Here is a 14,579-nt window from a genome sequence, read left to right on the forward strand (position 1 = left end):
TTGCCATCCCTTGCCTGACGACAATTTAAGATGAAAGTGATTCCCCTGGACTGTGTGTATCAATCAACGAACGACAAAACTCTGGCGGTCTGGCGAGAAAACAAAGGGATCGGTAGCATTCGCGATACGCCGGACTATGACCCAACAAAACTGGCGCTTGCGACGGGCATACAGCCTACGATGCCGTCGCAAATCCAACAACTTTTCCGTGAACTCCGCGAGTTGGTGCGCGATGACGCGCTGGCGGACAGGCTGCCTGAGGCATGTTTTCACTTTACCTTTTTGCCGTTGACGCTGCCGCTGTACGCCGAAAACGAGCCCCTTCCTGAAAAGATTGCCCGGCTACATACCCTGTGGGCGAACTATCAGGGCCAGCGTATTACCGTCAGAGATTTGCGTTTAGTTGCTCTTCCTGGCCAGCTATTGCTTGCCGGGATCCCCAACGAGGAGGCCGTGGCGATGCGCCACGCTTTTTGCCAGAAGGTTCTGCTATCGCCCTGGAAAGACGAACTGCTTTCCAGGCACGCCAGCACACCGCTTCCGGCGCCTTTCTGGCACTGTACGCTGCTGCGCTACAGGGCCCGTTTTCTGCCTGAATTGTTGCGGCGCTACTTTCAGCAGAATCAGGCGCTTCGCTTTGGTGCGGTTTGCGGAGAACTCAAACTGGCCAGGGTGAACTATAACTGGGCCCGCTGTGACGCTGTTAACCTCCAGAGGTAGGCGCCATCCCGGCGCGCAGATCGCCATGTTGAACATATAGTCGCCGATCGGATTTTTGGTCGCGCTGCCAGGAGAATCACCTGGCGCTAATTGATCGCCGCCAGTACGAATGCCATATTCGGCATTATCATTTTTAAACAGTGACTTAAACCATTTAATCGGCGCTCCGGCGACAGAAAAATTCTCCCTCTCTTCTGCCATGATCCAGGCTCATAGCCAATCGCTATAAATCATAGTGAATCAGTCTTTAATATCGCCAATGATATTTCCTATAGTCTCAGGCGCTACTTTTCCTGCCATGAGCGGCAGGCTATTTTAAAAAGGACTCTGGGATGATGTTATTTACGCTGAAGAAGTTTGCTGTTCCATTGCTTATCGCCAGCACTGCGCTGCTTGCCGCCTGTGGCCCCGCCGGGCAGGACCCGAATCATATAAAAGTCGGTATCAGCGCGGGGATCGATCAGCAGGTCTGGGCGGTGGCGCAGAAGGTGGCGAAAGAGAAGTATAATCTTGATGTCGAAGTGGTCACCTTTAACGATTTCGTTTTGCCCAATGAAGCGCTGAATAATGGCGATCTGGACATCAACGCTTTCCAGCATAAACCGTACCTGGATAAACAGATCGAGGAGCGCGGCTATAAGCTGGTTGAGGTAGGCAAGACATTCGTCTATCCGATTGCCGCCTACTCGAAGAAAATACGCACCATCGATGAGCTGCCTGAAGGCGCTCAGGTGGCGGTGCCAAACGATCCGACCAACCTCGGACGTTCGCTGCTTTTGTTGCAAAAACAGGGGCTGATTACCCTGAAAGAGGGGGTCGGTCTGCTGCCGACGTCGTTAGATATTGTGAATAACCCGAAGAAGCTGAAAATCGTCGAGATCGAGGCGCCGCAGTTGACCCGCGCACTTGACGATCGGCAAATTGCGCTTGCGGTGATTAATACCACCTTTTCCAGCCAGGTGGGGCTCTCACCGACCCGCAACGGGCTGTTTGTCGAAGATAAACATTCACCCTACGTTAATATTTTCGCCAGTCGGGTCGATAACCAGGACAGCGCAAAGGTGAAAAATCTGGTGCAAGCGTATCACAGCGATGAAGTTGCCGCCGCCGCAGCGGAGCTGTACAAAGGCGACGCGGTAAAAGGCTGGTAATCTGGGTTGCAGCAGGCCGGTGGCGGGAGCACGTCACCGGCCTGCACGCCGGGCATTACTTCTGGATCAGATAGCGGATAGTGGGCCCGTCTTGTTGAATATCCAGCACCGTATACCCGTAGTTGCGGGCATCCTGCGGAATGTTATTAATCGACTGCGGACAATCGCTGACCACTTCGAGAATTTCCCCTTTTTTGAGCGAAGGCATCGCTTCCAGGGTGGCGACGGCCGGATAGGGGCAGGGTTCGCCTACCATATCGAGACGATAATCGGGAACGATAGTTTTCATGCGGTTTCCTTAATATTGGCCATCGCGGCGGATTTCTGGCGGAAAAAACGTTTCTCCCAGGCAATGACCAGCATCAATGCGATGAATAACAGCAGATAGGTCACCAGCAGGCCGCCAAAAGGCCCGAAGGTGGCGAGCAGATTGACTTTATCCCAGCTGGTGGCCAGCGTTGGTGACAAATCATCCCAGAAATAGGCCAGGATCGTCGAACCAATGACGTTGCCCAGCCCGACCCACCAGTAGTGGACCTGACCTTCAACGGCGCGATACATCCAGCCGGTTTCGCAGCCGCCGGCCAGTACAATACCGAAACCAAACAGCAGACCGCCGATGACCGCGTTCGGGCCAGCCCACATGATTTTGGGCTCCATGCCCAGCTGCACATAGCTGAAAATGCCAATCGCGCTCGCCGCCATCCCGAAGATAATCGCTTTAGCCATATAGGTGCGTCCGGTAATCCACATATCGCGGAATGCCGAAGTAAAGCAGATCTGCGCACGCTCAATCAGCAGGCCAAAACCCACCCCGAACAGCATCGCCAGCCCGAGCTTAGGCTGATCGAGAGCCGTCAGTAATCCCCAGGCGATCATGGCGAAGAACACCAGCATACCGGCGCGAAAACGACGCCGCGCCTGCGCCGGTTTTTGCGTTAGCGGCGAGGCCGCCGATACTTTCTGGATCCTGACCGGAATACGGAACAGGGGCAGCAGCGTAAAGCGCGCGCCAAACCAGCTCCCGATAGCCGTCGCGATGGCAAAAAACCAGGCGTGGAGAGAGAACTGAGGAATACCGGTAAAAAAGGCCGCCAGGTTGCAACCCATCGCCAGGCGTGCGCCGAAACCGGCAATGATCCCGCCCGCCACGGCCTGAATGATCCGGATCCGGCTGCGCGGCAGGCGGAGTTTGACATTGTTGGCCCACAGCGCGGCGGCGAAACAGCCGCCAAACATGCCGATAATCATCATGCCATCAATGCGGGTTAACGGCGTTCCCTCAAGATGAATCAGCCTGAAATAACCCCATTGCTCGGTATGAACGCCGGCAAGTTGCAATAACTGCCCGCCCCAGCGGGTAAATTCCCCGGTCACGGCCCAGAACGTGCCGGTAATACCGAAATAGTAGGTGGAGAGAATACCGGCGGCGATAACCGCGGGGGCCGGTGCCCAGAACTTAATCAGGTAGGCCTGTTTGAACTGTTGCCAAGTCATGAAAGATGCCTCTGAACTCAGAAGGTAAATCACCCCAGGCGGGGTCAAAGAAGGCGGGATAATACGCCGCTTATAACGACAAAACACTCGATGGGATCAAAATGAATCGATCCGCCAACAAAATAAAGGTCACCGCGGCGGCCTTTATCCTTTTCAGCAGGGCGATGACTCTACGTCGGGAGGCAATTAATGAAAGCCCAGCCGAATAAGGTTCACTGGGCAATATAACCCTTCGCCGCCGTCTATTTCCACGCAGTCAGCGCGGCGTAATTGGTCCGTCGTTTTACCTTCGCCGTGGATAGCCTTAATGACGCCCGTCACGCCATTTCCTGCCACCATAACCCTGCTGCCTGTTGAGATAGCGTTACGGTTACGATCGTAAGTTTTCATGGTTTCCTCCTCTTATCAAGTCGCTGAACGGGCCACATCGTTAAATAAGCTCACGCCGGAAAATGCGATGCCGATAGCGAATAAAAAGATAAAAAAAAGAACCGTTTTTTTACTGTTCTTTTGCTAAATCTTTGACCGGACGATTCGCGGGCCAGGGCCCGGCGCAACGCGTAGTGAGCTGCTGTTATCGCTCATCAGGAGCCTTCCTCTCAACCTCAGACAGGATAAAATGTTACGGGTGACCGCGCTGAAATGATAAAACACAGATTTCAGTCAGGTTGCCGTTTGATGAACAAATCATTAACCTTGCCAGGCTCTGAAAAATAGCGAAAGATGACTTTATTCGGGTCAGAACAGTATGCAATAAAATCCTGAGGGATATATGAGTCAAGATGTCACAGGAAAGATGTTAAAGCCCGATTTTGATATGGAAGTCTCCGGGTTGGTGTACGGTTTTATTTTTCGGGAAGGGCATCAGCCGCTGCAAATCACCTCTCAGCAAGTGTGTTCCCGCTTTCACGAGCTGGACGGCGAAAATGATTTCGTCTGGCTGCATCTCAATCTCAACCACGCAACCGCCGAGAAGTGGCTGCTGACTCATTTCCCGGTTGCCGATTTTTTCTTTGAAGAGATCCGCGACGGCTCTCATACCACCCGCATTGAGCGGCAGGGCGACAATTTGTTTGCCGTGCTGAACGACGTCATTTTTCATCCCAAAGAGACCACCGCAGAAACCTCGACGCTGTGGCTGTACTGCAGTCAGAAGCTAGTGGTGACCGCGCGCTATAAACCGCTGCGCTTTATTGAATGGATGCTGCCGCGGCTGGCGACATTAAACGTGACCTCTTCCACCGCGCTGCTGGCCTTTCTGCTTGAAGAGCAGGAGGAAGTGCTGGAACAGGTAGTGCGCCAGGCAAGTCGCCACGTCGATGACATCGAAGAGCGGTTGCTCACCAACCATGTCCAGCGCAACCGTGCCGACCTGGCGCGCCTGCGGCGGATGCTCCTGCGCTTTCAGCGGCTGTTGGCCCCGGAACCGGCGGCGATGTTTCGACTCCTCAACCGTCCGCCGGCGTGGATCGACCGCTCCGTGGTTCAGGAGTTTCGCCAGTTCACCGAGGAGTTTACCGTAGTGCTCAACGATCTCTCCGGGCTGACCGAGCGTATCAGCCTGCTGCAGGAAGAGATCAGCGCCCGGCAAATGGAAAAAAGCAACCGCACGCTATATACCTTGACGGTCATTACCGTGCTGGCGCTACCTATCAATATTGTGGCGGGGTTCTTCGGCATGAACGTCGGGGGGATCCCGCTGTCGACCAACCATCACGGGTTTATTCTGCTGGTGCTGCTGGTCGGCGGATTTACCCTTGGGGCCGGATATCTGGCCTTTCGGCGACGGGACGATTTGTGAGTCGGGGGCCCCGTTCGGGCTGTGCCGGCGGCGTTTAACACCGCCGGGGCTGTGCGGAACGCCGCGGCGCAGCTACGTTAAATCGCGCAGTGCGGCAAGCAATCCGTTGACGCCTCTTTCCAGCTTCTCCCGGGGGCAGCCGGCATTGAGGCGCGCAAAACCGACGCCGGCTTCGCCGTAGGTATACCCGGGCATTATGGCGACCTTCTGCACCTCGATGAGCGCTTTTTGCAGCGCGCGGTCGTCCACGCCGAGCGGGCGCAGATCGATCCAGGCGAGATAGGTGGCCTGCGGCGGTTGCCAGTTCAGCTGCGGGAAGGCCTGATTGAGCGCCTGAGCAAGATAGCGCATGTTGTCCTGCAAATAGGCCCGAAGCGCGTCAAGCCACGGGGCGCCTTCACGGTAGGCGGCAATATGGGCGACCAGCGCCGGTACCGAGGGCGATGAGAGTCCATCGCGCCCCTTCAGCGCCGTCAGATAAGCTTCGCGGGATGCGACATCATCAATCAGGCCGTAAGCGCCGGTAAACGCGGGAATATTGAAGCTTTTTGAGCCGGAAGTGAACAACGCCCACGGCCCGCGAGCGACATCGCACCACGGCGTATGACGATGTGCGCCCCAGACCATATCCATATGAATCTCATCGCTGATGACCTTCACGCCGTGCTTTTCGCACAGCATCGCCATGGTCTCCAGCTCCTCACGGCGCCACACTTTTCCGGTCGGGTTATGCGGGCTGCACAGCAGCAGCAGCGTGTTGCGCGGCTCCGCCAGCGTGCGTTCAAGCTGCGCCATATCGCAATGCCACTGGTTATCCCGATAGCTCAGCGGGACCGGCGCAACGCGACGCCGGTTTCCTGCGATGGTGTTATAAAAAGCATCGTAGGCTGGCGTATGGACAACCACGCCGTCGCCTTCGTCAGACCACTGGCGAATCATCTCTGCCACCATGTAAATGACCGACGGGCCATAGACGATCGCATCGCGACTCACGGGGGAGTGAAAACGGCTGGCGTACCAGTGGGCGACCGCGCCAAGAAACTCATCGTTTTTCCAGCGGCTGTAGCCGAATACGCCGTGCGCCAGGCGCTTGCTGACGGCATCAAGAATGCAGGGGGCGGTGGCGAAATCCATATCGGAGATAGTAAAGGGGAGCAGGTCGGCGGCGCCGAAGCGATCGGCTACATAGTCCCATTGCGTACACCAGGTGCCGTGGCGATCGACAGGCGTTGCAAAATCAAACATTGACACTTCCTTCATCAAAGCCCCCTCCGGGTCAGGAGGGGGCGGACGTTTATGCCTGGACGGTATTCATCAGGACGGCCATTTCATCTTTCACCGACTGAACCTGAGGGCCGATAACGACCTGCAGGTTATGCTGATTCAACTGCACCACGCCGATGGCGCGGTTGGCTTTCAGCGCGGCGCTATCCACTTTGCTCATGTCGTGTACCGACAGACGCAGGCGGGTAATGCAGTTATCGAGGGAGACGATATTATCGGCCCCGCCGAGCGCGGCCAGAATTGCCGGTACGTTGTAACCGGATTTCCCGCTGACGCCGGCCACGGCTTTGTCAAAGGCGGTCTGGGTGTCGATATCGCGGCCCGGCGTTTTCAGGTTGAAGCGGGTGATGGCGAAACGGAAGATGCCGTAATACACCGCAAACCAGATAGCGGCAACCACCGGCACCAGATACCATTTGGTTGACAGACCGTGCAGGATGCCAAAGACCACGAAGTCAATGATATTCCCGTCGGTGTTGCCGATAGTGACGCCCAGCACCGCCATAATGGTGAAGCCGAGGCCGGTCAGCAGAGCGTGAATAACATACAGAACCGGGGCGACGAACAGGAACAGGAACTCCAGCGGTTCAGTGGTGCCGCCGACAACGCAGGCGATCACGCCGGAGATCAGCAGACCTTTAATTTTATGACGGTTTTCCGGACGCGCGCAGTGATACATTGCCAGCGCCGCACCTGGCAGGCCGCCGAGGAATGCCGGCATTTTACCCTGCGACAGGAAGCGGGTGGCGCTTTCTGAGAAGCCGTGGGTTTCCGGGCAGCTCAGCTGCGCCTGGAAGATAGTCAGCGCGCCGCTGACGGTATGACCGCACACATCCATGGTCCCGCCCGCTTCGGTAAAGCGAATCAGCGCCACCAGAATATGGTGCAGGCCGAACGGCAGCAGTAAACGTTCGCCGGTACCGAAGATCATCGGTCCAAAGTCGCCGGCGCTGTTAATCACGTGGCCGAGCGCGTTGATCCCCATGGCAAAGACCGGCCAGACGAGGGGGATAACCAGGCCGACCAGCCCGAGCACCACGGTGGTGATAATCGGCACAAAACGCGTACCGCCAAAGAAGGCCAATGCGTCGGGCAGGCGGATATTATGAAAACGCTCGTGCAGCATCCAGACAATGATCCCGGCGATCACCGCCCCAAGGATCCCGGTATCGATCGACTGGATACCGATGATGTTCTGGATATTGTTGGCTTTCAGCACCGCGGCATCGGTCGTGGGCAGGATCCCTTTCGCGGTGAGCCAGAAGTTCACCGCCAGGTTCATGACCGCATAGCCGACGAAGCCGGCGAAGGCCGCCACGCCTTTATTTTCGCGCGCCAGCCCCAGCGGAATCGCAATACAGAACATCACCGGCAGGAAGCTAAAGGCGAAGGAGCCGACTTTGCTCATCCAGACAAACACGGCCTGCAGCAGCGGAATATCGAGCCATGGCAGCAGGGTGAGTACATCGTGGCTGCTTAAAGAGCTGCCGATCCCCAGCATGATCCCGCAAAAAGAAAGCAATGCCACGGGCAACATAAACGTCTTTCCTAACTGCTGGAAAAACTCCCACAAGGTAATTTTTGGTGTCGTTTTTGCCGTCATTAACACGAATCCTGATTTTTCAGTGGTGGGTAGGGTATAACGCTACGGCAAGATAAAACGTTTTATCACTTTTTAGTGCGATAAAAATCACATAATCAGGCGATAATAACGTTTATAAAGGTAACTCATTGATAAAACGTTTTATCGACCGCCACAGGGAGACGGTTGCAGTTATGGCTATCGCAAAAAAGATCACCATTAACGACGTTGCGCAGGTGGCCGGAGTCTCGGTGAGTACGGTGTCACTGGTGCTGAGCGGCAAAGGCCGGATATCGTCGGCCACCGGCGATCGCGTCAATCAGGCGATTGAGCAACTGGGTTTTGTGCGTAACCGCCAGGCGGCTTCGCTGCGCGGCGGGCAGAGCGGCGTGATTGGTCTTATCGTCAGCGACCTCTCCAAACCGTTTTATGCCGAGCTCACCGCCGGGCTGACCGATGCGCTTGAGTCCGAGGGCAAAATGGTCTTTCTCACCCAGGGCGGCTATGGCGGGGAAAAAATGCGTCAGCGCTTTGAAACCCTGATTTCACAGGGCGTAGACGGGGTGATTATTGCCGGTGCTATCGACAAAGGCAGCGAACTGCGCGATCGCGCCGCGGAGGTCGGCATGCCGCTGGTGTTTGCCTCCCGCGCCAGCTATCTCGATGATATCGACCTTATCCGCCCGGATAATATGCAGGCCGCGCAGATAGTCACCGAGCACCTGATCCGCCGCGGGCACCAGCGTATTGCCTGGCTTGGAGGACAAAGCGCTTCGTTGACGCGTGCGGAGCGGGTGGGCGGATACTGCGCGACGCTGCTCAAATACGGTCTGCCGTTTCACAGTGAATGGGTCGTGGAGTGCGAATCCAGCCAAAAGCTGGCGGCCGAAGCGATGGCCTCGCTGCTGCGCCAGAACCCGACCATTACCGCCGTGCTGTGCTACAACAACGTGATTGCCACCGGCGCGTGGTTTGGCCTGATGCGAGCGGGACGCCAGAGCGGTGAAGACAGCGTGGAGAGCTATTTTGAACAGCGCGTGGCGCTGGCGGCCTTTGCCGAAGTCCCGGAAAGCGCGCTGGACGATGTGCCGTTGACCTGGGTCACCACGCCTGCGCGCGAGATGGGTCAAAGCCTGGCAGAATGTATTCTACGCCGTCTGGAAAAGGGGCCGATGAGCGCGAGAAATCAAATTATGCCCCCGCGGCTGGTGACCCGAAAATAGCCCCTCGAAAGGGGCTTGGATGTAACTATGGTTGCCGCATGCTTGCCCGGTGGCGGCTGCGCCTTACCGGGCCTGTGTGATGTTAGCGGTTGCCGCGTTGCCGTAGGCCCGCGCAAGCGAAGCGCCGCCGGGCGCTGGCAGGCAAACTGAGCCCCTCGAAAGGGGCTCGAATGTTAACTATGGTTGCCGCATGCTTGCCCGGCGGCGGCTGTACCTGACCGGGCCTGTGTGATGTTAGCGGTTGCCGCGTTGCCGTAGGCCCGCGCAAGCGAAGCGCCGCCGGGCGTTAGCAGGCAAACGGAGCCCCTCGAAAAGGGCTCAGATGTTAACTATGGTTCCCGCATGCTTGCCCGGTGACGGCTGTCTTACCAGGCCTGTGTGATTTGAGCGGTTGCCACGTTGCCGTAGGCCCGCGCAAGCGAAGCGCCGCCGGGCGTTAGCAGGCAAACGGAGCCCCTCGAAAAGGGCTCAGATGTTAACTATGGTTCCCGCATGCTTGCCCGGTGGCGGCTGTACCTGACCGGGCCTGTGTGATGTTACGGCTGCGGCGCAACCGGTGGCGCCACTTCTTCAGGCAGGGTTTCCTGCGGCTCGCCGCCAGGGGCTGCCGGCAGAGTGAAGCCAAACATTCCCGCGAACTCGTCCAGCGGCATTTTCTGCCCGTTCAGGGTGACCTGACCCTCGGCATATTGCAGACTGGAGGTAATCGCGTTGTCGTCCATCGTGGTAATGCGGAACATCTGTCCCATGGCGGCCAGACCTTTCACCTGCTGGTCTGCCAGTTTCGCCGCATCTTCTGGCTGGTAGCCTTCGAGGCCGGCAATCTGAGTCATAAAGGCGGTGGCCATATCGACCGGAATGACCAGCTTGCTGTCGAGCGACTTGATGCTGCGATCCACTTCATCCGCCAGCGTTTGCGGCTCAGCGGTGGTCTGCGCAGGATCTTTTAGCAGAACGGACATATTAAAGGTGCTTTCCCCTTTGGCATTACGCCAGCTCAGCGGAGCGATAGTCAGTGACGGATTGCCCTTCAGCAGAATCGGCAGCGCTTTAAAGAAGGTTTCCGTCAGCGCCTGCTGATACAGCTCAGGATTTTGCGTCAGCTGCGGATTCGCCATCAGCGCCTGGGCTTCGGCATTGTACTGCTGGCTGAACTGATGCCAGGCCTGACCATCCAGATTCGCCAGCTTGACGGTCAGCTTACCGCTGCCGATATCCTGGTTTTGCAGCTTCAGGCTGTTGACGGTGTAATCCAACTGGCTGTTAATCCCTTTACCGTCTGCGGTCAGCGAAGACTGACCATCGATGTTCATGCCTTCCAGCAGAGCCAGCTCTTTCCCTTCAACGCCAATCGACAGTTTATCCAGAGAGATTTTTTGCTTACCGATACGCTCATTGAAGTCGGTCATCTCGGTGGCGCCGTCGGTTTTCAGGTTATTGAAGTTCAGCTGGACTTTCTGGTTGTATTCATTGCGCGCGTTGATCTGGCCGCTGCTCGCTTCGCCGCTCAGACTCACGGCTTTGCCTTGCGCATCCGCATCGAGCTGGAACTGACCGCCGCTGAAGGCAACTTTCTCATCGCCTTTCGCGTAGTCCAGCGGTTTCAGAACGATAGCCGACCGGCTGTCGCCGCTGTAGGCAATGCGGGTATTGATGGTAAATGGTGATTCGCCTTTGGCGATATCAAACAGCCCTTTGCTGGCATCGTTATTGACCAGCGTGGTTTTGATGGACGCTAACGCCGGGGCAAGCTGGCCGGATTTCAGCGCGGCTAGCGGGAAGGGGCCGTGATCGACCCCTTCATCAAACACCAGTGACTGCCCGTCCGCCAGCCAACTGTTCTCTTTACCGGCAACCGGCTTCACTACCAGCTGCAGGTGGCTACTGAATACGCCACGCTGATAGTTTTGCCATGACAGCTCGACGCCCGCTTCCGGCGCGCTACTCTGTAGCTGCGCATTAGCCTGTTGCACCACTTCGGCGAGGCGGTTTTCCAGCTGTTTCCCTGTATACCAGGCGCCACCTGTCCAGATGACGCCCAGCGCCACGATAATTCCTGCTGCGACCAGCGATTTCTTCATAGCATTTGTCCATAAATAAAACCAGGCGGATCGGGCCGCCTGGTGATGTTGTCATGATGAGGGAAAGTCTAGCAAGCGCGGCTAAAAAGTTCAGTAACTTACTTGAGCTTATTAAAGACGCGCGCCAGACGACCACTGCCGCTGACCTGTACCGGCGACTCGTTACAGCCAATAAAGGCCGATTCACCGGCTTTCAGGGTCAGACGCTGTTCACCTTTACGTAGAACCGCTTCGCCTTCTACGCAGAAGATGATAGCCGCGCTCTGCTGGTCGAGGGTGGATTCCTGTGCCGAGAGATCGTGCAGGGAGAAGGCGAAATCATCGACCGGAATCGGGAAATCCAGCTCCGCCTGGTGTTGCACCGGCTGAGTCAGCAGTTCGCCTGCCGGCTTGGCGACAAACTTGACGTTGGCAACCAGCTCAGGAATATCAATGTACTTCGGCGTCAGGCCGGCACGCAGCACGTTATCCGAGTTGGCCATCACCTCCAGCGCCACGCCCTGCAGGTAGGCGTGCGGCGTTTCCGCGAACAGGAACATCGCCTCGCCGGGATTCAGCTTCACCACGTTAAGCAGCAGCGGAGAGAACAGGCCGCTGTCGTCGGGATAGAATTCGGCGATCAGGCGGATGGTCTGCCACGGTTCGCCTTGTTCGCTATCCAGCGCTGCCCGCAGTACGTTCAGCGCGTGGGTTTTTTCCTCGCCCTGCATATTCAGCAGTCCGGCAAACAGCTGGCTTAAGTGTTCCGCGTCCGGCTGGCGAAGGAACTCGCCTATCGTGGGATTCGCGCTGGCGACGGGTTGCAGCAGGGCAACGATAGCGGAAAACTCGCGGAACGCGTTCATCGCCAGGAATGGCGTCAGCGCAAAGACCAGCTCCGGCTTGTGGTTCGGGTCTTTATAGTTACGCTCGGCGGCGTCCAGCGGAATACCGGCAGCATTCTCTTTGGCGAAACCAATTTCCGAGGCCTGCTTGTTCGGGTGCACCTGAATAGAGAGCGGCTGGGCGGCGCAGAGCACTTTAAACAGGAACGGCAGTTCGCCGAAACGCTGCGCAACCTTGTCGCCGAGCAGCGCGGACTTGTCGCCTTCAATGATCTGGCGCAGCGCGTGCGGGCGACCGTCAGCGTCGAGAATTTGCGAGCTGCTCTTCGGGTGCGCGCCCATCCACAGCTCCGCCATTGGCAGGTTGTCCGGGTTAGCGATACCATAAAGTTCGGTTAATGCGGTGTGGCTTCCCCAGGCATAGTTCTGTACTGAGTTAATGAGCTTTTGCATTCTCAATCCCTGTTGCTACATGATAATTATCGCTCTATTAAACCAGCAAACCGCCAGGAAGCAACTGCTGAAAGAAAAAGTCGTCCCTGTCTCAGTTTTTGTTAAAATTTTGTGTAAAATTGATCGACTCGCTTTTCTACAGGCAAATGGAGTGTCTGCCTGAAATATAATCAGCCCAGCAGTAAGTGAGAGCACAATGTCGAATAAACCGTTTGTTTATCAGGATCCTTTTCCCCTTAAAAAGGATGACACCGAGTATTATCTCCTCAGTCGTGACTACGTCTCCGTCGCCGAATTTGCCGGCCAGGAAGTCCTGAAGGTTGAACCTCAGGCGCTGACCCTTCTGGCGCAACACGCTTTCCACGATGCTTCCTTCATGTTGCGCCCGGCGCACCAGCAGCAGGTCGCCGATATCCTTAACGACCCGCAAGCTAGCGAAAACGACAAATACGTCGCCCTGCAGTTCCTGCGCAACTCCGATATCGCGGCCAAAGGCATTTTGCCGACCTGCCAGGATACCGGTACCGCAATCATCACCGGTAAAAAGGGCCAGCGCGTGTGGACCGGCGGCGGCGATGAAGCGGCGCTGGCGCAAGGGGTGTATAACACCTATATCCAGGACAACCTGCGCTACTCGCAAAACGCGGCCCTGGATATGTATAAAGAGGTCAACACCGGGACCAACCTGCCGGCGCAGATCGATCTTTATGCCACCGACGGCGACGAATACAAATTCCTCTGTATCGCCAAGGGCGGCGGTTCGGCCAACAAGACCTATCTGTATCAGGAAACCAAAGCGCTGATTACCCCGGCGAAGCTGAAAAGCTACCTGGTTGAGAAGATGCGCACTCTCGGCACCGCGGCCTGCCCGCCGTACCATATCGCCTTCGTGATTGGCGGCACCTCGGCGGAATCAACGCTGAAAACCGTCAAGCTGGCTTCGACCAAATATTATGACGGCCTGCCGACCGAAGGTAATGAACATGGTCAGGCGTTCCGCGATATTCAGCTGGAGCAGGAACTGCTGCTGGAAGCGCAGAATCTTGGCCTCGGCGCCCAGTTCGGCGGCAAATACTTTGCCCACGATATCCGCGTAGTGCGTCTGCCGCGCCACGGGGCCTCCTGCCCGGTGGGGATGGGCGTCTCCTGTTCCGCTGATCGCAATATCAAGGCCAAAATCAACCGGGAAGGGATCTGGCTGGAGAAACTGGAAAGCAATCCGGGCAAATACATTCCGGAGTCGCTGCGTCAGGCCGGTGAGGGTGAGGCGGTGAAGGTGAATCTCAATCAGCCGATGAGCGAGATTCTGGCCCTGCTGTCGCAGTACCCGGTATCGACCCGGCTGTCGCTCAGTGGCACCATCATCGTAGCGCGCGATATCGCCCACGCGAAGCTGAAAGAGCTGCTGGATAACGGCGAAACGCTGCCGCAGTACGTGAAAGATCACCCGATCTACTACGCTGGCCCGGCGAAAACGCCCGATGGCTATGCCTCCGGTTCGCTCGGCCCGACCACCGCCGGACGTATGGACTCCTATGTCGATCTGCTGCAGTCCCACGGCGCGAGTATGGTGATGCTGGCGAAAGGCAACCGCAGCCAGCAGGTGACCGACGCCTGCCATAAACACGGCGGATTCTATCTCGGCAGCATCGGCGGCCCGGCGGCGGTGCTGGCGCAGCAGAGTATCCGCAGCCTAGAGTGCGTGGCGTATCCGGAACTGGGGATGGAGGCTATCTGGAAAATCGAAGTGGAAGATTTCCCGGCATTCATTCTGGTGGATGACAAAGGTAACGACTTCTTCCAGCAGATTCAGTCCTCGCAGTGCACGCGCTGTGTGAAATAATCGAAGCCGCCCTCCGGGGCGGTTTTTTTATGTCGTTTAGCGGCACGAACGAACAATATAACCTTAAAAATTTGACCAATACTTAACCCTTTATAGCAGGTGAGCTTTGTCGTAATTACG

The 14,579-nt window shown here is 56.8% G+C and carries 12 protein-coding genes; 5 read left to right on the top strand and 7 right to left on the bottom strand.

All coding sequences use genetic code 11. The features are described from left to right. The first annotated feature begins 30 nt into the window (after nucleotides 1-30). Both Electrica_RS11305 and metQ read left to right on the top strand, forming a co-directional pair. Complete coding sequence (locus Electrica_RS11305; RefSeq protein WP_141964496.1) at nucleotides 31-720, top strand: hypothetical protein; 690 nt, start codon at nucleotides 31-33, stop codon at nucleotides 718-720. Nucleotides 721-1,055: 335 nt separating this feature from the next. Beyond that, nucleotides 1,056-1,871, top strand: a complete 816-nt coding sequence (gene metQ, locus Electrica_RS11310) for a methionine ABC transporter substrate-binding lipoprotein MetQ (protein WP_142255876.1) — start codon at nucleotides 1,056-1,058, stop codon at nucleotides 1,869-1,871. Between the two features lie 55 nt (nucleotides 1,872-1,926). Here the strand turns inward: metQ and yedF are convergent, their stop codons facing one another. From yedF to ydfZ, 3 genes are all read right to left on the bottom strand, one after another. Next, complete coding sequence (gene yedF / locus Electrica_RS11315) at nucleotides 1,927-2,160, bottom strand: sulfurtransferase-like selenium metabolism protein YedF (protein WP_032687424.1); 234 nt, start codon at nucleotides 2,158-2,160, stop codon at nucleotides 1,927-1,929. Further along, nucleotides 2,157-3,368: a selenium metabolism membrane protein YedE/FdhT gene (gene yedE, locus Electrica_RS11320; protein WP_141964497.1), complete on the bottom strand. Its 1,212-nt coding sequence runs from the start codon at nucleotides 3,366-3,368 to the stop codon at nucleotides 2,157-2,159. The genes yedF and yedE overlap by 4 nt, the downstream gene beginning before the upstream one ends. 186 nt (nucleotides 3,369-3,554) lie before the next feature. Next, on the bottom strand, nucleotides 3,555-3,758 hold the full coding sequence (ydfZ, locus tag Electrica_RS11325; RefSeq protein WP_141964498.1) for a putative selenium delivery protein YdfZ: 204 nt from the start codon (nucleotides 3,756-3,758) through the stop codon (nucleotides 3,555-3,557). 382 nt (nucleotides 3,759-4,140) lie between these two features. Between ydfZ and Electrica_RS11335 the strand changes: the two genes are divergently transcribed. Further along, nucleotides 4,141-5,169: a CorA family divalent cation transporter gene (locus Electrica_RS11335; RefSeq protein WP_141964499.1), complete on the top strand. Its 1,029-nt coding sequence runs from the start codon at nucleotides 4,141-4,143 to the stop codon at nucleotides 5,167-5,169. Nucleotides 5,170-5,241: 72 nt separating this feature from the next. On the opposite strand, the gene Electrica_RS11340 is transcribed toward Electrica_RS11335, so the two are convergent. Both Electrica_RS11340 and malX read right to left on the bottom strand, forming a co-directional pair. Then, nucleotides 5,242-6,414, bottom strand: a complete 1,173-nt coding sequence (locus Electrica_RS11340; RefSeq protein WP_141964500.1) for a MalY/PatB family protein — start codon at nucleotides 6,412-6,414, stop codon at nucleotides 5,242-5,244. A gap of 49 nt (nucleotides 6,415-6,463) precedes the next feature. Beyond that, a complete protein-coding gene (malX, locus tag Electrica_RS11345; protein ID WP_141964501.1) occupies nucleotides 6,464-8,056 on the bottom strand; it encodes a maltose/glucose-specific PTS transporter subunit IIBC in 1,593 nt (530 codons plus the stop codon). A 173-nt stretch (nucleotides 8,057-8,229) separates the two neighbouring features. Between malX and Electrica_RS11350 the strand changes: the two genes are divergently transcribed. Beyond that, nucleotides 8,230-9,258, top strand: a complete 1,029-nt coding sequence (locus Electrica_RS11350; RefSeq protein ID WP_100685089.1) for a Mal regulon transcriptional regulator MalI — start codon at nucleotides 8,230-8,232, stop codon at nucleotides 9,256-9,258. Between the two features lie 536 nt (nucleotides 9,259-9,794). Here Electrica_RS11350 and Electrica_RS11355 read toward each other — a convergent pair. Continuing rightward, nucleotides 9,795-11,339, bottom strand: coding sequence for a YdgA family protein (locus Electrica_RS11355; RefSeq protein ID WP_141964502.1), 1,545 nt, complete (start codon nucleotides 11,337-11,339; stop codon nucleotides 9,795-9,797). 98 nt (nucleotides 11,340-11,437) lie between these two features. Beyond that, on the bottom strand, nucleotides 11,438-12,616 hold the full coding sequence (manA, locus tag Electrica_RS11360; protein WP_141964503.1) for a mannose-6-phosphate isomerase: 1,179 nt from the start codon (nucleotides 12,614-12,616) through the stop codon (nucleotides 11,438-11,440). A gap of 196 nt (nucleotides 12,617-12,812) precedes the next feature. Between manA and fumA the strand changes: the two genes are divergently transcribed. Further along, the gene (fumA, locus tag Electrica_RS11365) at nucleotides 12,813-14,459 is read left to right on the top strand and encodes a class I fumarate hydratase FumA (protein WP_141964504.1); all 1,647 of its coding nucleotides are present in this window, start codon (nucleotides 12,813-12,815) and stop codon (nucleotides 14,457-14,459) included. The last annotated feature ends 120 nt before the right edge of the window (nucleotides 14,460-14,579 follow it).

Source organism: Klebsiella electrica (assembly GCF_006711645.1).
GTDB lineage: Bacteria > Pseudomonadota > Gammaproteobacteria > Enterobacterales > Enterobacteriaceae > Klebsiella > Klebsiella electrica.

Excerpts from the sequence above, each read along its gene's own strand:
- Electrica_RS11335 (WP_141964499.1), top strand. The coding sequence starts at position 4,141 with ATGAGTCAAGATGTCACAGGAAAGATGTTAAAGCCCGATTTTGATATG.
- fumA (WP_141964504.1), top strand. The coding sequence starts at position 12,813 with ATGTCGAATAAACCGTTTGTTTATCAGGATCCTTTTCCCCTTAAAAAG.
- Electrica_RS11355 (WP_141964502.1), bottom strand. The coding sequence starts at position 11,339 with ATGAAGAAATCGCTGGTCGCAGCAGGAATTATCGTGGCGCTGGGCGTC.
- malX (WP_141964501.1), bottom strand. The coding sequence starts at position 8,056 with ATGACGGCAAAAACGACACCAAAAATTACCTTGTGGGAGTTTTTCCAG.
- yedE (WP_141964497.1), bottom strand. The coding sequence starts at position 3,368 with ATGACTTGGCAACAGTTCAAACAGGCCTACCTGATTAAGTTCTGGGCA.
- manA (WP_141964503.1), bottom strand. The coding sequence starts at position 12,616 with ATGCAAAAGCTCATTAACTCAGTACAGAACTATGCCTGGGGAAGCCAC.
- Electrica_RS11350 (WP_100685089.1), top strand. The coding sequence starts at position 8,230 with ATGGCTATCGCAAAAAAGATCACCATTAACGACGTTGCGCAGGTGGCC.
- Electrica_RS11340 (WP_141964500.1), bottom strand. The coding sequence starts at position 6,414 with ATGTTTGATTTTGCAACGCCTGTCGATCGCCACGGCACCTGGTGTACG.
- Electrica_RS11305 (WP_141964496.1), top strand. The coding sequence starts at position 31 with ATGAAAGTGATTCCCCTGGACTGTGTGTATCAATCAACGAACGACAAA.
- yedF (WP_032687424.1), bottom strand. The coding sequence starts at position 2,160 with ATGAAAACTATCGTTCCCGATTATCGTCTCGATATGGTAGGCGAACCC.
- metQ (WP_142255876.1), top strand. The coding sequence starts at position 1,056 with ATGTTATTTACGCTGAAGAAGTTTGCTGTTCCATTGCTTATCGCCAGC.
- ydfZ (WP_141964498.1), bottom strand. The coding sequence starts at position 3,758 with ATGAAAACTTACGATCGTAACCGTAACGCTATCTCAACAGGCAGCAGG.